The organism is Caulobacter sp. HMWF025, assembly GCF_003060965.1.
Classification (GTDB): domain Bacteria; phylum Pseudomonadota; class Alphaproteobacteria; order Caulobacterales; family Caulobacteraceae; genus Caulobacter.
In genome coordinates, this window is sequence record NZ_QAII01000045.1 from 36,451 (window position 1) to 57,864 (window position 21,414).

The 21,414-nt window shown below is 67.4% G+C and carries 25 protein-coding genes; 17 read left to right on the forward strand and 8 right to left on the reverse strand.

Going from position 1 to position 21,414, the window contains the following annotated elements:
* Positions 1–14 precede the first annotated feature (14 nt).
* The 4 genes from DBR10_RS05665 to DBR10_RS05680 all read left to right on the forward strand — a co-directional run bounded on the left by DBR10_RS05665 (position 15) and on the right by DBR10_RS05680 (position 3,558).
* On the forward strand, positions 15–914 hold the full coding sequence (locus tag DBR10_RS05665) for an EF-hand domain-containing protein (protein ID WP_108503867.1): 900 nt from the start codon (positions 15–17) through the stop codon (positions 912–914).
* Positions 915–1,150: 236 nt separating this feature from the next.
* Positions 1,151–2,431: a NupC/NupG family nucleoside CNT transporter gene (locus tag DBR10_RS05670; protein ID WP_108503868.1), complete on the forward strand. Its 1,281-nt coding sequence runs from the start codon at positions 1,151–1,153 to the stop codon at positions 2,429–2,431.
* A gap of 61 nt (positions 2,432–2,492) precedes the next feature.
* Positions 2,493–2,873, forward strand: coding sequence for a bleomycin resistance protein (locus DBR10_RS05675; RefSeq protein ID WP_218278647.1), 381 nt, complete (start codon positions 2,493–2,495; stop codon positions 2,871–2,873).
* Between the two features lie 67 nt (positions 2,874–2,940).
* Positions 2,941–3,558, forward strand: a complete 618-nt coding sequence (locus tag DBR10_RS05680) for a glutathione S-transferase family protein (protein ID WP_108490320.1) — start codon at positions 2,941–2,943, stop codon at positions 3,556–3,558.
* A 157-nt stretch (positions 3,559–3,715) separates the two neighbouring features.
* Here DBR10_RS05680 and DBR10_RS05685 read toward each other — a convergent pair whose 3' ends face one another.
* Positions 3,716–4,168, reverse strand: coding sequence for a PaaI family thioesterase (locus DBR10_RS05685; RefSeq protein WP_108503883.1), 453 nt, complete (start codon positions 4,166–4,168; stop codon positions 3,716–3,718).
* A gap of 104 nt (positions 4,169–4,272) precedes the next feature.
* Between DBR10_RS05685 and DBR10_RS05690 the strand changes: the two genes are divergently transcribed.
* Entirely contained in the window at positions 4,273–4,581 is a 309-nt protein-coding gene (locus tag DBR10_RS05690) for a DUF3253 domain-containing protein (protein WP_108503884.1), read from the forward strand.
* On the opposite strand, the gene DBR10_RS05695 is transcribed toward DBR10_RS05690, so the two are convergent.
* Complete coding sequence (locus DBR10_RS05695) at positions 4,578–5,135, reverse strand: DUF4287 domain-containing protein (protein ID WP_108489575.1); 558 nt, start codon at positions 5,133–5,135, stop codon at positions 4,578–4,580. The two genes, DBR10_RS05690 and DBR10_RS05695, sit on opposite strands and share 4 nt — an antisense overlap.
* Before the next feature lie 127 nt (positions 5,136–5,262).
* Here DBR10_RS05695 and DBR10_RS05700 point away from each other — a divergent pair, with 127 nt between their 5' ends.
* Genes DBR10_RS05700 through DBR10_RS05720 form a run of 5 tightly spaced genes read left to right on the forward strand, consistent with a single transcriptional unit; the run spans position 5,263 to position 9,631 of the window.
* Positions 5,263–5,895: a glutathione S-transferase family protein gene (locus DBR10_RS05700; protein ID WP_108503869.1), complete on the forward strand. Its 633-nt coding sequence runs from the start codon at positions 5,263–5,265 to the stop codon at positions 5,893–5,895.
* 37 nt (positions 5,896–5,932) lie between these two features.
* The gene (locus tag DBR10_RS05705) at positions 5,933–6,847 is read left to right on the forward strand and encodes a S1/P1 nuclease (protein WP_108503870.1); all 915 of its coding nucleotides are present in this window, start codon (positions 5,933–5,935) and stop codon (positions 6,845–6,847) included.
* 46 nt (positions 6,848–6,893) lie between these two features.
* Entirely contained in the window at positions 6,894–7,475 is a 582-nt protein-coding gene (locus DBR10_RS05710) for a uracil-DNA glycosylase family protein (protein ID WP_108503871.1), read from the forward strand.
* Entirely contained in the window at positions 7,472–8,509 is a 1,038-nt protein-coding gene (locus DBR10_RS05715; protein WP_108503872.1) for an alpha/beta fold hydrolase, read from the forward strand. Before DBR10_RS05710 ends, DBR10_RS05715 begins: the two co-directional genes overlap by 4 nt.
* A gap of 60 nt (positions 8,510–8,569) precedes the next feature.
* Entirely contained in the window at positions 8,570–9,631 is a 1,062-nt protein-coding gene (locus DBR10_RS05720; protein WP_108503873.1) for a Leu/Phe/Val dehydrogenase, read from the forward strand.
* Between the two features lie 15 nt (positions 9,632–9,646).
* Here the strand turns inward: DBR10_RS05720 and DBR10_RS19260 are convergent, their stop codons facing one another.
* Both DBR10_RS19260 and DBR10_RS05725 read right to left on the reverse strand, forming a co-directional pair.
* Positions 9,647–9,793 carry a hypothetical protein gene (locus DBR10_RS19260; RefSeq protein WP_199223453.1) on the reverse strand — a complete coding sequence of 49 codons (147 nt, stop codon included), beginning with the start codon at positions 9,791–9,793 and terminating at the stop codon, positions 9,647–9,649.
* A gap of 176 nt (positions 9,794–9,969) precedes the next feature.
* A complete protein-coding gene (locus DBR10_RS05725; RefSeq protein ID WP_108503874.1) occupies positions 9,970–10,656 on the reverse strand; it encodes a TetR/AcrR family transcriptional regulator in 687 nt (228 codons plus the stop codon).
* A 207-nt stretch (positions 10,657–10,863) separates the two neighbouring features.
* Here DBR10_RS05725 and DBR10_RS05730 point away from each other — a divergent pair, with 207 nt between their 5' ends.
* Positions 10,864–11,346, forward strand: a complete 483-nt coding sequence (locus tag DBR10_RS05730; RefSeq protein WP_233243289.1) for a surface-adhesin E family protein — start codon at positions 10,864–10,866, stop codon at positions 11,344–11,346.
* A gap of 12 nt (positions 11,347–11,358) precedes the next feature.
* Here the strand turns inward: DBR10_RS05730 and DBR10_RS05735 are convergent, their stop codons facing one another.
* Both DBR10_RS05735 and DBR10_RS05740 read right to left on the reverse strand, forming a co-directional pair.
* A complete protein-coding gene (locus tag DBR10_RS05735; protein WP_108503876.1) occupies positions 11,359–11,913 on the reverse strand; it encodes a hypothetical protein in 555 nt (184 codons plus the stop codon).
* Positions 11,914–12,099: 186 nt separating this feature from the next.
* Positions 12,100–15,504, reverse strand: a complete 3,405-nt coding sequence (locus DBR10_RS05740) for an autotransporter outer membrane beta-barrel domain-containing protein (RefSeq protein ID WP_108503877.1) — start codon at positions 15,502–15,504, stop codon at positions 12,100–12,102.
* A gap of 355 nt (positions 15,505–15,859) precedes the next feature.
* Here DBR10_RS05740 and DBR10_RS05745 point away from each other — a divergent pair, with 355 nt between their 5' ends.
* The 4 genes from DBR10_RS05745 to DBR10_RS05760 all read left to right on the forward strand — a co-directional run bounded on the left by DBR10_RS05745 (position 15,860) and on the right by DBR10_RS05760 (position 17,850).
* Positions 15,860–16,252 (forward strand): hypothetical protein, encoded by a 393-nt coding sequence (locus tag DBR10_RS05745; RefSeq protein WP_108490559.1) that lies wholly within the window; start codon positions 15,860–15,862, stop codon positions 16,250–16,252.
* A gap of 65 nt (positions 16,253–16,317) precedes the next feature.
* Positions 16,318–16,656, forward strand: coding sequence for a GIY-YIG nuclease family protein (locus DBR10_RS05750; RefSeq protein ID WP_108503878.1), 339 nt, complete (start codon positions 16,318–16,320; stop codon positions 16,654–16,656).
* The gene (locus DBR10_RS05755) at positions 16,653–17,219 is read left to right on the forward strand and encodes a DUF2239 family protein (RefSeq protein WP_108503879.1); all 567 of its coding nucleotides are present in this window, start codon (positions 16,653–16,655) and stop codon (positions 17,217–17,219) included. Before DBR10_RS05750 ends, DBR10_RS05755 begins: the two co-directional genes overlap by 4 nt.
* A gap of 76 nt (positions 17,220–17,295) precedes the next feature.
* Positions 17,296–17,850 carry a lipocalin family protein gene (locus tag DBR10_RS05760; protein WP_108503880.1) on the forward strand — a complete coding sequence of 185 codons (555 nt, stop codon included), beginning with the start codon at positions 17,296–17,298 and terminating at the stop codon, positions 17,848–17,850.
* A gap of 4 nt (positions 17,851–17,854) precedes the next feature.
* On the opposite strand, the gene DBR10_RS05765 is transcribed toward DBR10_RS05760, so the two are convergent.
* Both DBR10_RS05765 and DBR10_RS05770 read right to left on the reverse strand, forming a co-directional pair.
* Positions 17,855–18,883 carry a ThuA domain-containing protein gene (locus DBR10_RS05765; RefSeq protein WP_108488760.1) on the reverse strand — a complete coding sequence of 343 codons (1,029 nt, stop codon included), beginning with the start codon at positions 18,881–18,883 and terminating at the stop codon, positions 17,855–17,857.
* Between the two features lie 4 nt (positions 18,884–18,887).
* The gene (locus DBR10_RS05770; protein WP_108488761.1) at positions 18,888–19,277 is read right to left on the reverse strand and encodes a VOC family protein; all 390 of its coding nucleotides are present in this window, start codon (positions 19,275–19,277) and stop codon (positions 18,888–18,890) included.
* A gap of 110 nt (positions 19,278–19,387) precedes the next feature.
* On the opposite strand from DBR10_RS05770, the gene DBR10_RS05775 reads away from it, so the two are divergent.
* Positions 19,388–19,903, forward strand: a complete 516-nt coding sequence (locus DBR10_RS05775) for a hypothetical protein (protein ID WP_233243290.1) — start codon at positions 19,388–19,390, stop codon at positions 19,901–19,903.
* Between the two features lie 78 nt (positions 19,904–19,981).
* Positions 19,982–21,364, forward strand: coding sequence for an MATE family efflux transporter (locus DBR10_RS05780; protein WP_108503881.1), 1,383 nt, complete (start codon positions 19,982–19,984; stop codon positions 21,362–21,364).
* Positions 21,365–21,414 lie beyond the last annotated feature (50 nt).

Genomic DNA, 21,414 nt, shown 5'->3' on the forward strand with positions numbered 1-21,414 from the left:
AAAAGGAGCACCCGATGACCGTCTCCAGTGTCGGATCATCCACGCTGACCCAGCAGTTGCGTCAGCTTCAGCAGTCCCTGTTCACCTCGGCCGATGCCGATGCCGACGGTTCGCTGTCACTCAGCGAGTTCCAGGCGATCGGGCAAAATGTGCAGGGCGGCCAGCAGCGGCCCGGTCCACCACCCATGAGTGGTGGGAATGGCCCCGGTTCTGGTTTCAGCGGTGACACACTACGGTCGCTGATGTCGGTCCAGATGCTGGGGTCAGACTCCGGCTCTATCCTCAGCCGTGGCGACACCGACAGTGACGGCCTGCTATCGGCCGACGAGATCGCTTCGGCCCTGTCGGCCAATGCCCCGGACGAGGCCAAGGGGCTGGGTCTGGAGTCGAAAATGGCCAGTGACATGATCACGGCCCTCGACAGCGACTCTGACGGATCACTGTCGTCGGACGAGATCGCCGCTGGCCTGTCGTCAGCCGCCTCGGCCATGCAGGGCATGCGGGGACCGCCACCTGGCCCACCGCCCTCAGGCGCCGAGGGGTCGTCAGCCTCCGGCTCGACCGGCTCCAGCGGCGTATTCGAGGCCCTGGACACCAACCAGGACGGCACGGTCTCGGCCGCTGAACTGGCCGCCGCCGGGACCGGCGACACCGACGCCACCTCAGCGGCTCAGAACCTGATCTCGGCCGGTGATACAGACAGCGACGGCACGCTGTCGGGCTTCGAATTCGCCAAGCTGCTGGATTCAGCCAGGGCGTCGTCGACCAACAGTTCGGACGGTACCTCAGGCCTGTCGAGCGTTCTGTCCGGCTCGACCCTGGCCTCGGACCTGATGACCCGGCTGCTGGCTCAACTGGACACCGCCCTCGCTTCGAAGTCCGGCTCCGGCGCAGGGGTCAGCACGACGGCCTGAGCCCCCACCGGGCCTGTCATCCCGGAAGAGCGGCTCGCCGAGAGACCACTCAGCCGGGATGACAGGGTTGAACGGGCTGCCCTGGCGCACCAGGCTCGCTCTTCCCGCTGGCACAACGCCGTTCCTTGCCGGCCAGACGCGCAAGCCGCTTGCCTCGAAGTGTAAACTTGGTGTCAATCTCTGCCCTTGGCAGACGTCGTGGGGGCGTTGCCCTGTTCAAAGGTTCTTCCGTCTTGATGTTTCGTCCCGAGAACGTTCAGGCCCTTGCGGGTCTGGCGCTGACCCTCGGCCTCTGCTGGCTGGTCTCCGAGAATCGCAAGCGCTTCCCCTGGGTGCTGGCCGTGGGGGCCATCGTCGTCCAGGTCGGCCTTGTGCTGCTGCTGTTCGGCCTGCCCCAGGCCCAGGCGATGATGCGCGGCGTCAATGGTGCGGTCGAAGGCCTGGCCTCGTCCTCCCAGGCCGGGACGGCCTTTGTCTTCGGCTTCCTGTCCGGAAATGACGCGGCCTTCAACGCCGCCAATCCGGGCGCGGCCTTCGTCTTTGCCTTCCGGGTCATGCCGGTGATCCTGGTCGTCTGCGCCCTGTCGGCGCTGCTCTGGCACTGGGGCATCCTCAAGCTGGCGGCCCGCGCCTTCGGCTTCATTTTCCAGAAAACCCTCGGCCTGCGCGGTCCGCCCGCCCTGGCCACGGCCGCGACCATCTTCATGGGCCAGATCGAGGGGCCGATCTTCATTCGCGCCTATCTCGACAAGCTGACCCGGTCCGAGCTGTTCATGCTGATCGCGGTCGGCATGGCCTGCGTCAGCGGCTCGACCATGGTGGCCTATGCGACCATCCTGGCCGATGTCCTGCCCAATGCCGCCGCCCACGTGCTGACGGCCTCGATCATCTCGGCCCCGGCCGGCGTGCTGCTGGCCCGGATCATCGTGCCCTCCGATCCGCTGGAAAAGACCTCGGACCTCGATCTGGCGACCGAGGACAAGACCTATGGCAGCGCCATTGATGCGGTGATGAAGGGCACGACCGACGGTCTTCAGATCGCGCTCAATGTCGGCGCCACCCTGATCGTCTTCGTGGCCCTGGCCACCATGGTCGACAAGATCCTCGGCGTCATGCCGCCGGTCGGCGGTCAGCCGCTGAGCATCGCCCGTGGCCTCGGCGTCGTCTTCGCCCCGCTGGCCTGGTCGATGGGCATTCCGTGGAAGGAAGCCGGGACCGCCGGTGGCCTGCTGGGCGTCAAGCTGATCCTCACCGAGTTCACGGCCTTCATCCAGATGTCCAAGACCGGCGTCACCCTGCTCGACGAGCGGACCCGGATGATCATGACCTATGCCCTTTGCGGTTTTGCCAATGTCGGCTCGGTCGGCATGAACGTGGCCGGCTTCAGCGTTCTGGTGCCGCACCGTCGCCAGGAAGTCCTGAGCCTGGTCTGGAAGGCGATGATGGCCGGGTTCCTGGCCACCTGCCTGACCGGCTCGCTGATCGGTCTGATGCCCCGGGCGCTGTTCGGGCTATGATCCCCGGTCGTGTCCGGGCGCAAGGGAGCGCCTGGACACGACCACCTCGGAGGAAGCGACCTTGTCGAACTTCATCCAGATCACGCCGTTCATGCACGTGGCGGTGCTTGAGCCGGCCCTGACGTTTTTCACCAAGGTTCTGGGGTTCAAGGTCCTCTACCGGATGGAGGACTATGCCTATGTCGAGCGGGAAGGCGCGGGGATCCGCATCCTGGCCGGACAGGGCGAGAACGGTTCGCCCCCGGGCAATCGCCGCTTCTGCTACTATGTCGATGTTCGTGACGTTGATGCGCTTTACGGCGAGCTGAAGCCGCGCCTCGATACCCTGCCGCCCGGAGACGTCCACGGGCCGGTGGACCAGCCCTACGGACAGCGTGAATTGCTGGTGCTGGCTCCGGACGGCAACCTGATCGTGTTCGGCCAGGCGACCGGCGGCGTCTAGAGACCGCTCTTTCCTTCCGCAGCGAAACCCCATCATCCTGCCGGGCAAAACGTCGGAGGACCTCACCATGAAGCTCTATGACAGCCGCCGCGCGCCCAATCCGCGCCGGGTCCGCTGGTTTATGGCCGAAAAGGGCATCGAGGACGTCGAGATCATCGACATCGACATCTTCGGCGGCCAGCACAGGACCCCCGACTATCTGGCCCGCACTGGCCTTCCCAACGTGCCGGCCCTGGAGATCGACGCGACCACCACGATCACCGAGTCGGTGGCCATCTGCCGCTATCTGGAAAGCGTCTATCCCGAGCCCAACCTGTTCGGCCGCGATCCGCTGGAAACCGCCGTCATCGAGATGTGGACCCGCCGGGCCGAGATGATGCTGTCGACGCCGCTGATGATGGCCGTGCGCCACGCGCACCCGGCGCTGGCGGCGATCGAGACCCAGATCCCCGAGATCGCCGAGACCAACCGCAGGGCCGCCGAACGGGCCCTGAAGGTGTTCGACCGCCGTCTGGCCGAAAGCGAATTCATCGCCGCCGACCGCCTGACCATCGCCGACATCCTGGCCGTCACGGGCATCGACTTCGCGCGGATGGTCAGGTTCCGGCCCGATGCGGAGCTGGTGAATGTGCGCAGGTGGCTTGAGCAGATGATGCAGAGGCCTGCGGCCAAGGCTGGGGTCTAAAATCCTCCCCCTGAAGGGGGAGGCGGCCGTCAGGCCGGAGGGGGAAGTCGGCAATGACTCGGCCGGCACTTCCCCCTCCGTCGGCGGAGTTTACCCTCGGGCCGGCCTTTGGCCGGTCCCGGGGGCGACACCTCCCCCGCTAGGGGGAGGATATGAATTACCGAGACCGGATCCTCTTGATTACGCCCGAGAAGCCGAGCATCGGCGCCCCGCCGGTCGAGACCAGGCCGCGTACGAACAGCAGCGAGCCGCCGGCCTTGGTCACCTCGCCGGTGGCCGTCACCAGGTCACCGGGCCGGGCCGGGCCCATGAATTCGCCATTCAGGCTGACCGTCACGGCGTGCTGGCCCGCGAGTTCGCGGTTGGCGATTGCGAACAGCGAAAAGTCGGCGAAGGTCATCATGCAGCCGCCATGCATGAAGCCGCCGCCGTTCATGTGGCGGGTTTCGGCCTGGAAGGCAGTGGTCACCAGACCGGATTCGTCTTCCTTGAAATAGAAGGGGCCGGACTGGTCCTCGAAGGGATCGATCCCGGACCAGGTCATCCAGCCCGCCCAGTCGCCGCTTTCGACCCGTCGCGGTCCGCCGGGCGCGTCGTTGCCACCATCCATCGCCATGTCCCCTCAAATCGTCTCCGGCCTGAGCTAGAGCCGGGGCCGACGCCGCGCAAGCCATCCCCTCGCGTCAACCGGCAATCCGTGGCATGGGAGCGGCCATGACGACACCGATCCAAGACGCCATCCTGTCCCAGCTCGCCGGCCTGGCCGAGGGCAAGTCCATCGACCCGATGAACGTCGCCAAGGCCGTTCAGCCCGAGCGCTGGCAGCAGATCCTGGGCCATGTGCGGACCAATGCCATCGAGCTGGCCCGGGCCGGCACCATCGTGATTCTGCGCCACAACAAGCCGGTCAATCCCGAGAAGTTCCGCGGCGTCTATCGCCTGCGCACGCGCCTGCCGGGCGATCCGACCAGCTTCGAGGATGCGATCGACGCTCCGGATGACGGCGCGACCGCCGAGGCCTAGGCGCCTTCCCAGGCCTTGCGGATCCAGGCTTCGACCTCGGCGTCGACCTCGTCGGGGGCCGTCAGCCGCACCCGGTGGCTGACCATGGCGTTGAACGATCCCGACGCCTCCAGCCGGGCCGTCGGCTCTGTCCCTTTCAGGTTCAGGCCCAGGTCCAGCCGGTCCTTGGTTGAGGGCTGGGCCAGGCCGAACTGTTTCGTGCGCCGGAAGCTGACATAGCCCTTCTTGGGGGCGAAGCCGGTGCCGTCCAGCCCCTCGATGATCGCCGCCACCTTGTCATAGACCGGGCGCATGGCAGCCTTCGGCCCGGCGAACATGGCCTCCAGCAGCGCCTCGTCCTCGCTGGAGCCCGCGTCGGAGGCGAAGGCTTTGTGTGCCACCATATTGGCGTAGCCATGGCCCAGGCCGTGGTCGGCTTTCAGCCAGTCGACGACCGCCTTGTGTTTCTCGAGGCCGCTGGCCCGCACAGCGGCGATCCAGGCGTCCAGGGACTTGCCGGTCCTGACCTCCAGATTGGCGATCATGTTGGCGATTTCGACCTTGGGGTCGGCCATGAACCTTCTCCCTTTGTTTGCAGAATGGAGCAGCCAACCCGGCGTCGGGGTCAAGTCGGCTCAACTGGGTCTTGAAACGAAACTTAATCAATGAACCTATGCCTCCCAACAACAAGGGAGCTCGCAGATGATCATCCACGGTTCGTCGCTGTCGCCGTTCGTGCGCAAGGCCATGGCCTTTGCGACGGAGAAGGGCCTGACCTTAGAAAACAAGGTCTCGCGCCCCGGCACCCATGACCCGGCCTTCCTCGAGGCCAGCCCGTTCAAGAAGATCCCGGGCTTTGAGGACGGTGATTTCAAGATCTCCGACTCGACGGCGATCGTCACCTATCTGGAGGCGGCCCATCCCGAGCCCAACCTGATCCCGCTGGAGCCGCGCGCCCGGGCCCGGGCCATGTGGTTCGACGAGTTCGCCGACACCATCCTGGTCGGGGCGTCCGGCAAGATCTTCTTCAACCGGATTGTCGGACCCCGCTTCATGGGGATCGAGGGCGACATGGCCGCCGCCGACAAGGCCGAGCAGGAAGACATGCCGCCGGTGCTCGACTATCTGGAATCCATCGTTCCGGAGAGCGGGTTCCTGCTTGAAGACCGCCTGACCCTGGCCGACATTGCCGTGGCCAGCCCGTTCGCCAACCTGATGCATGCCGGACTCGACTTCACCCGGTGGCCGAAGGCCAAGGCCTGGGCCGACGGCATCCTGGCCCGGCCGTCGTTTGCCGCGGTTGTGGCCAAGGAACGGGCCCTGCTCGGCGGCTAGGTCACAGGCCGGGTAGCGGCCAGGGGAGGGCGCATTGATGAAGCCGGCACACGCGATGATCGTGGCGGGCCTGTGCCTGACCCTGGTGGCCCCGCCGCCCGCCCTGGCCTGGAATGACCAGGGCCACATGGCGACCGGTGCCATCGCTTACGACACCCTCAAGGCCGAGCACCCGCAGGCCGTTGCAGCCATCGTGGCGATCATGCGCGAACATTCAGACCGCGCCCTGTTCGACCAGCAACTGGACGGCCTGACCGGGGCCGCGCGGGAGCGGCGGATGTTCGCGATCATGGCCCGCTGGCCTGACGATGCCCGCCGGGGCCCCTTCGATCGTCCCGACTGGCACTATTCTCTCAGGCTGGTGACCCCCTGGGGCTGGTTCCTGCCGATCACCGTCGGCAAGGCCGACCGGGCCTTTGGTGACAATCTCGCCCTGGCCAGAAACCCCGCCGCCCCTCGGGCCCAGCGGGCTGTGGCCCTGTGCTGGGTCCTGCACATCGTCGGCGACATGCACCAGCCGCTGCATGGCGGGCACTGGCTGTCGCTGCAGTATCCCAAGAGCGATCGCAGTGGCTCCCTGGCCTGGGTGAGGCCCTATCCGGGAGCGGCGCCCAACACCCTGCACGACGTCTGGGACGGGATCGTGGACCGGCCGGGCTCGCGCGTGCAGGGCTCCGAAGCGCTGGCGCGCGATGTCGAGGCTGCGCATCCCCGCCGCATGACACCGCGCGATGATCGGGAGCCGATGACCGCCTACCGGTCCTGGGTCGCCCAGAGCCGCGTCATGGCCCGGACGTTTGTCTATGACGGGGGACATCTGGTCAGCGCCACCACCCCGGAAGCGGCCCCGGTCCTGGCGGTCTCCTATGTCGTCCGCGCACGCTCCCTGTCCGAAGGGCGGATCGCCGCTGCCGGCTATCGCCTGTCCGACCTGCTGGCGACGGTCCGGTGAAGGCCTGACGTGTCCCGACTGGCCCCTGCAACACCCTCCGGCCCCCATGCTTGACGTCCTGCTTTCCGAGATCGCAGCCTGCCGGGCCTGCGCGCCGTACCTGCCGCACACGCCGCGTCCGGTGGTCCGGGTCTCGCCCCGGACCCGGATCCTGATCTGCGGTCAGGCTCCCGGCCGGCTGGTGCACGAGACCGGCCTGCCGTTCAATGATCCGTCCGGGGTGCGGCTGCGCCAGTGGATGGGGATCGACCGCGAGACCTTCTATGGTCGCGAAGAGATCGGCGTGGCGGCCATGGCCTTCTGTTTTCCCGGCACCAATCCGAAGGGCGGCGACTATCCACCGCCGCCGCGCTGCGCGGCCCTGTGGCGGACGCAACTGCTGGCGCAATTGCCGCAGGTCGAACTGACCCTGCTGGTCGGAAGCTATGCCCAGGCCTGGGCCCTCGGCGATCGGGCCGGGCGGACCCTGGCCGAGACCGTGGCGGGCTGGCAGGCGTTCGGGCCGAATATCCTGCCGCTGCCGCATCCGTCGTGGCGCAACACCGCCTGGCTCAAGCGCCATCCGTGGTTTGAGGCCGAGGTCACGCCCTATCTTCGTCAAAGGGTGGCGGGCATTCTGGACCTATGAATCGCCGCTCCCTGATCCTGGCCGCCTCGGCCGCCACCCTGAGCGCCTGCGCGCCCATGACCCAGAGGCTGGACCTCGGGCCACTGGGCTTTCGCGGGCCGAGGTTCGAGGGCGAGGACTTCGTCAGTTTCGACGGCGCGCGGCTGGGCCTGCGCACCTGGCTGCCGGCGTCGGGTGAGCCAGAGTGGGTGATCGTCGGCCTGCACGGCATGAACGACTATTCCAACAGCTACCACATGGCCGCCGACTGGTGGGCCGGGCAGGGCATTGCGACCTATGCCTTCGATGTGCGGGGCTTTGGCCGTTCGCCCGATCGCGGCGTCTGGGCCCCGGTGGGAGTCGTCATCGAGGATGTCCGCACCTGCGTGACCCTGGTCCGCGAGCGCCATCCGACGGCTAAAATCGCCCTGGCCGGGATCAGCATGGGCGGCGGCCTCGCCATCGTCGCCATGACCGATCCGGACCCGCCGAAGGTCGATCGGCTACTGCTGTTCGCGCCTGCTGTCTGGGGCTGGTCGCAGCAGCCCCTGCCCAACCGGACCAGCCTGTGGCTGACCGCCCATACGGTCGGCAGCCTCGTGGTCGAGCCGCCTGACTGGCTGGTCCGTCAGGTCATGCCCAGCGACAATCTCGACGAACTGCGCCGCATGGGGCGTGACCCGCTGATGATCTGGGGCGCGCGCTCAGACACCATCTACGGCCTGGTCAGCCTGATGGAGCAGGCCTCACGGGCGACGGGCCGGCTTTCGGTGCCGACGGGCTATTTCTATGGCGTCAACGACCACATCATTCCCAAGCCGGCGACGGTCGAGGCCGTGCGGCAGCTAAAGCCGTCCGCCCGTACGGCCTGCTATGCGCAGGGCTTCCACCTGCTGCTGGTCGACCGGCAGGCGCAGGTCGTCTGGCGCGATGTCGAACGCTTTCTGCGGGCCCCGGAGGCCCCGCTGCCGTCCGGCGCGCCGGCCATCCCGCTCGACGTCAGGGCCATGGAAGCGATGGTTCCGAAGCCCCGGGATGCCGCTTCGGGGTTGTGAGGGCGCGTCAGGGAGCGTACACCCCGGCGCATTCTTCCTGTCTGAGGCGAGACCTGCGGCATGACCTTGTTCGATTCCCCCGATTTCGAGGGACATGAAGGCGTCCATTCCTTCTTCGACGAAAAAACCGGTCTGAAGTCGATTATCGCCGTCCATTCCACCGCGCGCGGGCCGGCGGCCGGCGGTTGCCGGATGTGGGACTATGCCAGCAGCGAAGCGGCCCTCACTGACGCCCTGCGGCTATCGCGCGGCATGTCCTACAAGAACGCCATGGCCGATCTCGACTTCGGCGGCGGCAAGGCCGTGATCATCGGCGACAGCCGCAGCCAGAAGACCCCGGAACTGTTCGAGGCCTTCGGCCGTGCGGTCGACAGCCTGGGCGGGAAGTACTGGACGGCTGAGGATGTCGGCGTCTCGCCGTCTGATCTGGAAAGCACCCGCAAGACCACCCGCTATGTCGCCGGTCTCGAAGGCCATGCGGCGGCCTCGGGCGACCCCTCGCCGGTCACGGCCGAGGGCGTGTTCCGCGGCGTACGCCTGTGCGTCGAGCGGGCCCTGAACCGTGATCTCAACGGCGTCCACGTGGCGATCCAGGGCGTGGGCCATGTCGGGGCCTATCTGGCCCAGAAGCTCCACGCCGCCGGGGCCATCCTGACCATCGCTGACGTCAACCAGACCGCCCTGCAAGAGGTTGCGGCGGCGACGGGCGCGACCATCGTGCCGACGGACGCCATTTTCGACGTCGAGGCCGATGTCTTCGCCCCCTGCGCCCTCGGCGGGGCCGTCTCGGCGGCCACCCTGCCGCGCCTGAAGGTCAAGGTGATCGCCGGCGGCGCCAACAACCAGCTGGCCGATGCGATGATCGGCCAGGCCGTGTTCGATCGCGGCATCCTCTATGCCCCCGACTATGTGATCAACGGCGGTGGCATCATCAATGTGGCGGCCGAGATCCGCGCTCTGGAAGCCGGCACGGCCTTTGATGGTGTCTGGGTGGCCGACAAGCTGGACCGTCTGGCCCTGACCCTGGCCGAGGTGATTGACCAGTCGATCGCCGAGCAGCGCCCGGCCAACCTGGTCGCCGACGTGATCGCACGGGGCCGGATCGCCGCCGCGCGAGCCTGACCGGATCGCCCGGCCTCAGTGACCGGGGCGGGGCCTGAAGCTGCGCCGCTCCTCCATCTGCAGGCAGGCCTCATCGGACTTCTGGCCGTTCTGGGGGCGGGGTTCGGTGCGCGGTGCCGCGCAGCTCTTGCCGAGGGTCTGGTGCTGAAAGCCCCCGGTCATGGCTTTCCCATCCACCGCGCGCGTCACGGCGTGACGATCCGCAGGTCAGGGCAGGGCGGGGTATGGGAATGCGAGCCAGCCATCGCGGGTCTTAACCCGCGAGCGGCTGAGCAGTTCCCGATCCGTCGACGGTTTCAGGCCTGACCCTGGGCACCTTGTCGTCCCGCAGCATGTGCTCAGCGGGTCGCGAAACCCGCCTCGGCAAAGGCCAGCATGCGGGCCAGCAGGGCCACGACATCGGCTTCGCTGGTGGTGCCTTCCGACAGCACGTTCAGGCGGTCAAACTCGGCAAAGCGGTTGTTGTGCAGCATCCCGAGGGTGAAGTGCAGCCGCCAGTAGACCTCTTCCGGCGACAGGTCCGGACGCGCCGAGAGCAGGGCGTCCGAGAAGCGGCGCAGGTGCGAGACGTCAGTCTTCAGGACCTGCCGGATGTCGTCCGTGCCCTCGCTGCGGGCCCGGATCAGGAACTGCAGCGAGATCCGGCGTTCGTGATCCGGCGCCAGCCAGCGCAGAGGCGGGGTGAGCAGGGCGGCCAGGACCTCGCGCACGGGCGGCTTGCCCTGATGGCGGTCATTGGCCTCGTGCAGCATCCGCGCCCGCTCGCGGTTCAGCTCGGCCGTGCGGCGCCGGAAGATCTCGAACAGCAGCGCGTCCTTGGAGCCGAAGTGATAGTTCACCGAGGCCAGATTGACCCCTGCCGCAGCCGTAATGTCGCGCACCGAGACGTTCTGGAAGCCGTGCAGGGCGAACAGACGCTCGGCGGCGATGAACACGAGGTTCTTGGTCGCGGCTTCGGTTTCGGCGGCATCAGCCCCACCGTCGGCCATGAGCGGCGAAACGGCGGCGTCGGTGGTCGGACTCACTACAAATTCCCCTTTACCCAAAGGGAAGTCTTACGGGCGTTCGAATTTGGCGCAAGCGTCAAGATGGGCCGAACTCTGACGAAATGGCGTTATGCCGCCGTCACAGGCGGCCGTTCGCGTCAGGGTCGCGGTTGGCTTTCTTTCGCGCCCAAACGCGATAGGGTAGCGGTATCAGTCAGCGGAGGTGTGGCGATGATGGGATGGGCATTGGGCCTGCTTCTGAGCGGGCAGGCGGCTGCGACCCAGGAGGCCCCAGCCAATGTCGACGCTGTGACGGTGACCGCGGCCGGCAAGAAGGTCACCCTCCCACCCTGGTCACGCGAGGTTCGCGCCATCGGCTGGCCCTTTCTGGGCCTAGGGGCCGACAAGACGGTCCTGATGTTCGCCAAGACCGGCAAGGCTCCGGAAGGCTCGCGCTATCAGAGGGTCTGGGTCCGGCATGAGTTCAGACTCCAGCAGGTCGAGTCCGAGACCTCGCCTCCCGTGCCGTACCGCTCCGAGCGCCTGGCCCAGGATATCGACTGCGAGGCCCGTGCCTACCGCAGCCTCGCGGTCGTTCGCTATCCGGAGAACAATCTCAGCGGTGAAGCGGTGGCGTTCAACTTCTCCGATCGCAACTGGATCAAGCCCGAAGCCGGGACCTTCGACGAAACGGTCGTCGAAGCCGCATGCATGAAGCCGGTCTCCTAAAGACTTGAGAGATCAGCGTTTCTGGCTCTTGCGCTCGACCGGTTCGCTGCGCGCCTGTTCGCTCAGGACCACAGGATCGACGGCGAGGCTCCACAGATAGACATTGCGGGCCCGCGTACCGGGCTTGAGGCGACGCAACTCGCCGGCCTGCTCGTCGTTGAGCTTGACGCGCTGATAGCCGCGCGATTTCAGGCAGGCCGTCAGCGCCGGTTCCAGTTGCCTGGCGACATTGCGCCAGGCCCGGTCCATCCGCATCTGGGCCTGGGCTGCATAGTCGAGAACGGCATTCATGTCCGGCGCGGGTGCCGTCATGTCCTGCGGCGGCCGGCTGTCCATCTGCGCGGAGTCCGTCATGAAGGCCAGGTCCACCGGCGGAATGCTCACCGGGGCCTTGGTCTCGGCGTCATAGGCGCATTCCACGGCGTCCGTGCGGTACTGCAGGAACGAAATCCCCGGTTTGCCCCAGGTCTCTCCGCGCGGCTGCGCTGCAAAGGCCGGCTGTGTGGCCACGAGCCCGCTGCAGGCCAGGGCCAGAGCCAGGACCGTGAAGTTTGCCTTGAAGCGCATGTCCGTCTTCCCCCTTCCGAGACCCCGCTTCGGCACTCCGGCCCAAAGGGCCGGGCGCGAGGGCTGCTACCGTAGCGTCGGGCTTCGGTCGATGATCGTCAAGCCGCCCCCGCCGTGAGCCCCCAAAGCGAAACCCCGGCGCTGTGGGCGCCGGGGTCCTGGTCTTTCTCGGCGCGGCGTGAGCCGTTACCAGCTGCGCTTGACCGTGAAGCGCGCGCCGTAGCCGGTCACATGGCTTCCGTAGTCGCCCCCGGCCTCGGCCTGAAACTCCAGTCCGCCGGCCTGGGCCAGATGGGCCCCGACCCGGAAGTCGGCAAAGGCTCCGCCGGCCCGGTTGGAGAAGGAGACCGCATCGGCGGCGGGGTTGAAGATGACCTTGTCCTTGCCGCCGAAGTCATTGACCGCCGCCACCGCGACATAGGGGGTCAGGACGCCGCCCATGGCCTTGTAGGGCTTGGATCCGGCCCGGACACCGAGCTTGGCCCGGACGGTCTTGTCGCGCTGCAGCGCTACCGTAACGTCCTGGACGCTGTAGTTGTTGAGGGACTGGTCTTGACCCTTGCGGGCCACCGAACCCCGGCTGGCAGTGACGCTGGCCGAGGGTTCCACGAACAGATTGCCCAGGGTCATGTGCTTGCCGGCTTCCAGGGTCGCGGCGAACTGGCTTGTCTTCAGCGACTGCCGGTAGCTGGCATATGAGCTTTCGATGTCGCCGTCGGCACGGTCATAGCGGACCAGGGCGTTCATGAACCAGGTGTTGGGCGCGTAGGATGCATAGGCCCCGATGTTGAAGCCCTTCACCTCATAGGTGTCGCGTGTTTCCTTGAAGGTCGCGCGCGAGCTGGCGTATCCGGCAGTGACGCCAAGGACGGCGACGCCCGTGCTCATGCCCTGCAGAACGTCCACGCCGAACTGGCCACCGGCATGCTTCTGGTCATAGTCGAGGCGATATCGGGTCTGGACGCCGAGCGGGGCGAAGGTGCGGGCGTCTTCGAAGCGCTCTTCGCCGCCGAACAGCTGGGCCCAGGTGCGGACGCCTTCCGGGGCATCCTCGAGCAGGGCCAGGGTACGATAGTTTTCGAGATGCGACGACCAGGCCGCCTCGGCCTTGAAGAACACATTGCGGCGGATCTCGGCGAACTTCACCGTCTCGATCGCGGCCGTATCGGGAATTCGGACCAGCGAATAGATGCTTGAGGTGGTGTCATAAAGGATGCCCGACTGCATCAGCCCCTGGCGGAGGGATCCGGTCGGCAGCACGAAGGCCGTGGCGCTCGACCCCGTCGCGGCCTGGGCGATGGCGGTCTTGCTGAAGGCCCCCGGCGCGCTGATCGAGTTGATGAGCACTGTCGTTGTGCCGGTTGCGGTGCCGGCGATCACCAGACGGTCAGCACTGGTGCCCTGCAGGTCCAGCCGGACCTGGGCTCCGGTCCCGCCGACATAGGCACCGGTGATGCTGAGAATGTCGCCGACCACGCCGTTGGAGAGGCTGACCGTGCCGGTGTTGTTCAGTCGGGTCAGGCCGGCAAAGGTTGTGGTGGTCGCCGGCGCGCCGGCATTGGTCAGCCCGACCTGGATCAGGCCGCTGTTGTTGAGCGTGCTGACATTGGCCGAACTGAAGTTCGACTGCATGTTGGCCGTGTACCAGGTGCCGGCATTGCCGAAGGTCATGGCGGCGGCGGTGCTGTTGTCGAAGCCGCCGTTGATCACGCCACTGGCCGCGTTGTTCCAGGTGATCGCTGTCGGGGTCGAGAGCAGGGTGCTGAAGATACTGACCGCATAACCGGCGTGGTCGCCACGACCCGTGGTGATCGTGCCGCTGTTATCCAGATTGATCTGGGCCGCATTGTTGAACGACACCGCAGCGCGGTCGAACGAGGGGCCGAGACCTGTGATGGTTCCGGTGTTGTTCAGGGTGGCTGTACCGGAGGTCGTGAAGCCGACCGCCGAGGCTCCACCGACGCTGGTCTGGATGCCGCCGGCATTGGTCAGCGACAGCGCGCCGCTGCTCGAGGTCAGGGCGAAGCCGCCGGCCCCGGCGACCTGGACGCCGCTGGCGACGCTGGCATTGATTGCGCCCGAGAAGGACTGCGCCCGCACGGCGGTGCCGTTGGTCGAGGTCAGGTTGGCCCGAACATTCAGGGTGCTGGTGCCGCTGGCGGCGAAGGTGGAGACGGCAAAGAGGGCCGGGGCGTTGATCACGCCGTCGGAGTCGAAACGCAGATTGCCGGTGCCGGCGTTTGAAAGCGTGACCACGGCCGTACCGAAGGAGCGCAGCGTCCCGGTATTGCTGACAACGAGGTCGCCTGAGCCACCCGTGACAGCGGCATCAATGCCGACAATGCCCAGCGGGCTCTGGATCGTGCCCATGGTGCCGGAGTTGGTGATGGAGACGCCACCGCCGGCGCTGCGGGCATAGATGCCGGTCGCGAAGGCCCCGCCGCCGCTGTTGGTCGTGTCACTGTTCTGCAGGGCGGCCGCATTGTTGACGACAATATTGCCGTTGGTGCTGACCAGCGAGATGATGCGCTTGGACACGCCCTGAGGCGGAGCCGTGGCCCCGGCAAACAGGGTCGTGCGCGCTGCGGTGGTCAGGTTGATCGTACCATTGGCCGTGATCAGGTTGACGGCATTACCCACGCCGCCGTCGTTGGCGTCGCCGGTGATGTTGGCATTGGTATTGACCCGCAGTCCCCCGGTGCCGGAGGTCTGGGCGAAGATGCCATCACTTTCAGCGCTGATGACAGCGCTGGAGTTGGTCGTGATGTTGACATCGCGGTTGCCTGACGAGGTGACCCGAACGCCCGAACCGCCGACCGTGATCGGGCCGCCGGCCGTGATATTGATGGCATCCGTATTGGTCGGCGCCTGGGCACTGACGGAAATCCCGTCGCCGATCGCCCGGGTCACGGCACCGATCGGACCGCCCGTTATGACATTGATCGCGCCGGAGGGGCCGGTCTGGGTGAGCAGCAGGGCGGAACCGCCGGTCGACTGCAGTCGGGCCGCACCGGTGGACACGGTGATTGCGCCGCCCGCCGTGATGTCGACCGCGTCGCCGTTGTTGGCGATGACCTGACCCTGGGTGAGGGTGAGGGTCGCCGTCGACCCGGTTTCGATGTGAATGCCGTCGCTCAGGCCACGAACCAGAAGTCCGGCGTCCGTTGCCGGTGCCGTCAGATCGAGGTTGATGGCCCCCTGGGCCGAACCGAGGTTGATGCCGGCACCCGTGGAGTTCAGGATCGTCAAGGCCGGACTGCTGGAAGTCAGGGTGCCGGTGGTGGCCCGTCCGACGGTGATGCTGTCATTGGTCGTGTTGAGGACCCGCAGGCCGCCGTTGGGGACATTTACCGCAACGGTCGGAGCCTGCTGCAGGGTCACGGTCACCGGCGTAGCCGGCGCATAGCCGATGCCGGTATTGTAGTTGCCGGGCGTGCAGGTCACCGTCTGGCTGGCGACGGCTCCGCATTCGTCGGCTGCCAGGGCCGAGGCGGGAAGGGCCATCACCGTCCCGAGGCCGAGCAGGCCGCCGAGGGCCGGTGCGGCGCTGGACATAAGAACAAGCGCCAGTCGTTTCGTGCCGCGAGCCATGGACCCCCCATTGGCGGAGATTCGAGTATTTGTGGGCGGACCTTGCTCGGTTCGGGCGAAAAACTCAAGCGATGCCCGGATCTCTAATGTTCGGTTTGTCGCCGGGGTCTGATCTGTGGAAAATTGAAGAAATGACAACAGCGCCTCTCAAGGGGCAGTTTCCGGAAAGTCTAGTCTGATATTCTGAAGCGTCTGGGGCTGATGATGTTTCAGGCGCGCAGCGCTCGCGCTCCTGGGTGAACTGCAACAATCGTGCGGCAAAGGCGATCGACGCAACGACCCCTTAAGCAGTCTGGCGCAGGCTCGTCGCTGATCCGGCATGGGGCGACAGCCTCTGACCGGTCGGGAGGGACGCATGTCGTCAAGCGTGACATCCAGTTTCCGGCGCCGCGGACAGGACCATTTCGAGCCTGACGATGTCGACGCCCAGGTCCAGCGCCGGCTGCGCGGCCAGCTCGAGCAGATCGACTATACGACCTTTGCCTCGAACAAGGCGGTCCTCGGTCAGGCGATCGGTCACGTCGATGCGGCGCGTTTCCAGCATATGGCGGTGGCTGCGGCCCATGCCCGGGCCCGCTGGGTCACCGGGGCCCTGGCCCTGACCGAGAGCAACCACATGCCGACCCCTGAGCAGACGGTCCGTCTGGCCCAGCTACGGGCCTCGTATGAAGAACTGGCCGAGGCCTATGAAGCCCTGCGTCGGATGGTCGAGCGGGGCTATGTGGTGCTCCGCTCTGCCGCTCCCTGAGTATTTTACCCGGATTATATTGACTGAGGGTTCTACCCGGGTAAAAGTCTGGTCAGGAGACTGACATGACCGGACGCAAGGCGCTTGTGCGCGACTACAAAGACCGCAAGGTTACGGCCGGCATCTATGCCGTTCGCTGCACGGCCTCGGGCGAGGCCTGGGTCGGTGCGACCCCCGATCTCTCCACGCGTCAGAGCGGTATCTGGTTCAGCCTGAAGCACGGCTCGCACCGTGAGTCCGACCTGCAGGCGGCCTGGACGCGCCATGGCGAGGCGGCCTTCGTGTTCGAGACCGTCGAAACCCTGGAGGACGAGACGCTGGGAGCCGTCGGACGGTCTTCATGGTTCAAAGCGCAGCGCGAGGTCTGGAGCCGGACCCTGCAGGCCGGGACCCTGAACCGATGAGCGAGGACTTCGTCGCCTTCAAGGGCGGGACCTGTCTGGCCCGGGGCACCCGTCTGGATGTGGCCCTGGCCGCCCGTGCGGCCGGCGACGGCGCCGGGCCGGTCCTGATCTTCGACCCCGAGGGCCGGCAGATCGACCTTGATCTCAGCGGCACGCCGGAGGCCCTCGCGGCACGGCTCGCCCCCGACGCGCCGACGGACGCCGGACCGCGAGGGCGGGGGCGGCCCAAGCTCGGCGTCACGGCCCGTGAGGTGACCCTGCTGCCGCGCCACTGGGATTGGCTGGCCGGCCAGCCGGGCGGGGCGTCGGTCGCCCTGCGCAAGCTGGTGGAGGCCGCGCGGCGTGAGGCCGAAGCTCCGGACCGCCTCCGGCGGGCCCGCGAGGCGACCTACCGTTTCGCCAGCGCCCTGGCCGGAGATCTGCCCGGATTTGAAGAGGCGACGCGGGCGCTGTTTGCCGGCGATGCCGCGGCTTTCGAGGCCCGGATCACGGCCTGGCCGCAGGACCTGGCCGAGCACGCCCGGCGGCTGTCGGCCGACGCCTTCGGCCCGGCGCGGGGATAGGGCGTTCCCGAACAGGACTTTGCATCCATTCGGCTTCGGGAGTCGTTCCTTCCGTAGTGGTCTGGAGCCCGACGTCATGAACCGAACTGCCTTGCTGACTCTCGCCGCCGGCTTTCTATGGGCCTCAACGGCGCTGGCTGCGGCCCCCCAGCCGGCCAAGCCGGTAGATCCCCAGCGGCTCTATAGCGGCCGCTGGCTGGAGATCGCCCGCACGCCGATGTTCATCACCGACGGCTGCGTGGCCGGCGCGACGAACTACGAATTCAACGGCAAGGACCGCGTCTCGGTCCGCGATACGTGCGAGGTCGGGGCACCGGGCGGCAAGGAAAAGGTCATCGAGGGGCGGGGAGAACTGCTCGACCCGGGTACCCTGGCCAAACTTCGGGTGCGCTATCCGTTCCTGATCACCTGGGACTACTGGATCCTCGATCGTGACGACGACTACCAGTGGTTCATTGCCGGTGACCCCAAGCTGAAGCGCATCTTCATCTTCACGCGTGAGGTGCCGTCGGCCGAGCTGAAGACCAGCCTGACCCGCAAGGTCGAGGCGCTCGGCTATGATATGAGCAGGATCGAGTTCCCGGCCCAGCCGCCGGTTCGGCCCGGGGCACCGTCCAGCCGCAAGCCGTGATGGCTCAGCGGCCGGAGCGGGCCAGTACCTCGGCCAGCAAGGGGCGATAGGCGGTCTCGAACGGGGCGCGATCGCCGTCAGGCTTGTCCGGATAGACCAGGCGCAGCCCGGCGATCCGGCCGGCCACCTCTGCGCGCCACGGGCGGTCGGTCCGGGCCAGGCGCTGCATGCGGGCCTCGATCTCGTCCGTTTGGCGGCCGTCATAGGCCAGAAGCGAGCGGATCGCCCACAGGGCCTGCTGCTCGGGATTGGGCGCGGCGTCAGCCCGGCCGTGGCCCGCCGCCCAGCGCACCATGTCCACCACCTGGGCCTGGAAGCGCGGCTCCTGGAACGTCGTTGGCGTATGGCCCAGATTGGTGAAGACCAGCCGGCCACGACCCACGGGCTTCACCCAGCTGACCGGCACCATATAGGGCCGCTTCAGGGGCGTGCCGGTAAAGTCCAGCGCCTGCAGGACCCGCGTGCCAGCCGGATCGAAATCGGAGTACTGATAGATTTCTTCGGCGAAGCCGAAACGGGCTGGCCAAGCTTCGGTGATGGCGTGAGGCGCGACCGAGGCGATGGTGACCGGTGTGCCTTCGGTCCACGGATGGCCGGCGAACTTGCCGCCGATGAACCGGGTGTAGGTCTGACCGGGGCCGTCATAGGGCCAGCCGGTGTCGGCGGCGCTGTGCAGCCCGACAAATCCCCCCTTGCCGCTGGCCACCCAGGCCTGGATCGCCTGCCAGGTCTCCGGCGCCATGGGCAGGGGGCCGGTGGTGTAGAACATCAGGACATCAATGCCCTGGAGTGTCTGCGGGGTGATTTCGCGGGCGTCCTGGGTCGTCTGTAGCGTGAAGGCCCCTGACCTGCGGGCGAGCTCGGCCAGGGCGATTTCAGACGGGGCAAGACCACCCTCCGGCCGGATCACCGGCGCATGCCGCCAGCCGACGGCCTGGCTCAGATAGAGTACCCGCGGCTTGGCCGGTGCCGCCAGGGCCGGACCAGCCAGCAGCGCTGCGAGCACACCCAGAAGCGTAAGGAAGCGCAGCATCGGCCTATCCCTTCGGCTGGATCAGGTCCCAGCGATTGCCATAGAGGTCCTCGAACACCGCCACACTGCCATAGGGCTCGTGACGAGGCTCCTCCAGAAACCGGACGCCGGCGGCGCCCAGCCGCGCATGGTCGGCGGCGAAGTCATCGGTGTTGAGAAACAGCCAGACCCGCCCGCCGCCCTGGTCGCCGACACGGTCGAGCTGTCGCGCGTCCGCCGCCCTGGCCAGCAGGAAGCGCGAGCCGCCGTCCCCGGGCGACACCACCACCCAGCGCTTGCCCTCGCCCATGTCGGTGTTCTCGATCAGCGCAAAGCCCAGCTTGCCGACATAGAAGTCCAGCGCCTCGTCATAGTCGCGGACCAGCAGGGCGATCTGGGCGAGGCGGGTGGTCATGGCGAATCCCTGTTCAGCAGAGGCTGATTGATACCGTCTTTGCATCGCCTGTCCGGCCTGTTTCAGGCAGGATGGCGTGTCGCCCGGCCCAGGCCCAGAGGATGGTCCCCATGCAGCGCCGCCCTGTTTTCGCTCTCCTGTCCTTCGCCGGGCTTCTGGGCCTGATGGGCTCAACCGCCGTGGCCGGCGCGCCGGAGACGAAGATCACCCCCGTCGCCGCCGCCGATCTGCCGGCCCAGGTGGTGGCGGTGGTCAGGGCCGTCGCGCCCGGTCTGACGATCAGGGCCGCCGAACTGAAAGAGCGCGAGGCGCGCCGCTATTTCGACGTTGAAGGCGTCCTGGCCGACGGTTCGGAAATCGAGTTCGACCTGCTGGAAACCGCCGGCGTCTGGGCGATCGTCGAAACCCAGCGCGATATCGCCTGGACCAGCGCCCCGGCCGCTGTTCAGGGCGCGGCCCGGGCGGCGCATGCCACCGTGGCCTCGGTCCGGGTCATTGAGAGCCGGCAAAACGACGGCATGATCATCTATGAGTTGTTCGCTGCCGGCCAGCCCAGGACCCCGGCCATGGAGGTCAGCTGGAAGGACGGCCAGGCCAAGGTCCTGGCCGTGGTGTGGCCGCACTAGAACCCTTCGCCAAGAAGCAGACTTGCCCGGCCGGGTGGCATGGGTCACCTTGCCGGCCCAATTTCGTGAGTTCTCGCCATGCCCCGCGACGCGGCCGCCTCGGCACCGGGTCCCGCAGGGCGTTCCGGTCCCATCCGCACCGATCTGATCGAACTGCTCCGCCTGTCCGGGCCGGTGGTGCTGTCGCGTCTGGGTATCATGGTCATGGGCCTGACCGACGCGATCGTGGTGGGTCACTTTTCGGCCCGCGAACTGGGCTTTCACGCCATGGCCTGGGCCCCGTCCTCGATCTTCGTGACCATGACCGTGGGCCTGCTGACCGGCGTGCAGGTGATGACCGCCCGGGCCCTGGGGGCCGAGCGGCCGCATGATACCGGGGCCGTCCTGCGGCGGGGCCTGGTCTATGCGGCCTGGCTGGGCGTGGTCGGCATGCTGCTCCAGGCGGCGCTGGGGCCGCTCTTCCTGCACAGCCTCGGCCTGAAGGACGGGCTGGCCGACGGGGCTTCGGCCCCGCTGGTCGTCTTTGCCCTGTCGCTGCCGCTCTATGCCGTCGCTGTGGCCGTGACCTTCTGGCTGGAAGGCCTGGGGCGACCCGGGCCGGTGACGATCATCATGTGGATCGCCAATGCGGTGAACCTGGCCGCCAACCTCGTACTGGTGCCGGGCACCTTCGACCTACCGGCCCTCGGGGCTGTGGGCGGGGCGTGGTCGACCTTCATCGCCCGGGCCTTCATGATCGTGGCCATCGTCCTCTATGTCTGGCGGATGAAGGATTCCCGCGCGCTCGGCGTGTTCGACAAGCCGGTGCTCGACCGCGCCGCCGAGATCGAACAGCGGCGGATCGGCTATGGGGCAGGGGCCTCCAACTTCTTCGAGGTCTCGGCCTTCGCGGCCATGAACCTGGTCGCCGGCTGGATCGGGGCCCTGGCCGTCGCCGCCTGGGCGGTGGTCCTGAACGTCGCCGCCGTGATCTTCATGATCCCGCTGGGCATCGCCACCGCCACGGCCGTGCAGGTGGGCCGGGCCTATGGCGCGCGGGACCCGGCAGGCATGACGCGAGCCGGCTGGATCGCCTTTGCCGTCACGGCCGTGGTCGGCCTGATCGCCGCCGCGCTGCTGCTGCCGCTCAAGAGCTGGGTGGCCATGGCCTATACGACCGACCCCGCCGCCCTCGACCTGATCCTGCCCGCCCTGGTCCTGACCTGCATCTTCCTGGCCCCCGACGCCGTGCAGGTGGTGGCGGCCCAGGCCCTGCGGGCCCGGGGCGAGGTGTGGGTGCCCACGATCACCCACTTCATCAGCTATGGCTTTGTGATGGGCCCGCTGGCCTGGTGGCTGGCCATCCCGCTGGGCATGGGGCTGAACGGCGTGGTCTGGTCGGTGATCGTGACCAGCTTCCTGTCCGCAGGTTTCCTGCTGGCGCGGTTCCGGCTGCTGGATCTGCGGGACAGGCGGGGCTGAGCGGCGCTGGATCCTTCTCCCCTTGCGGGAGAAGGTGGCCGCGAAGCGGA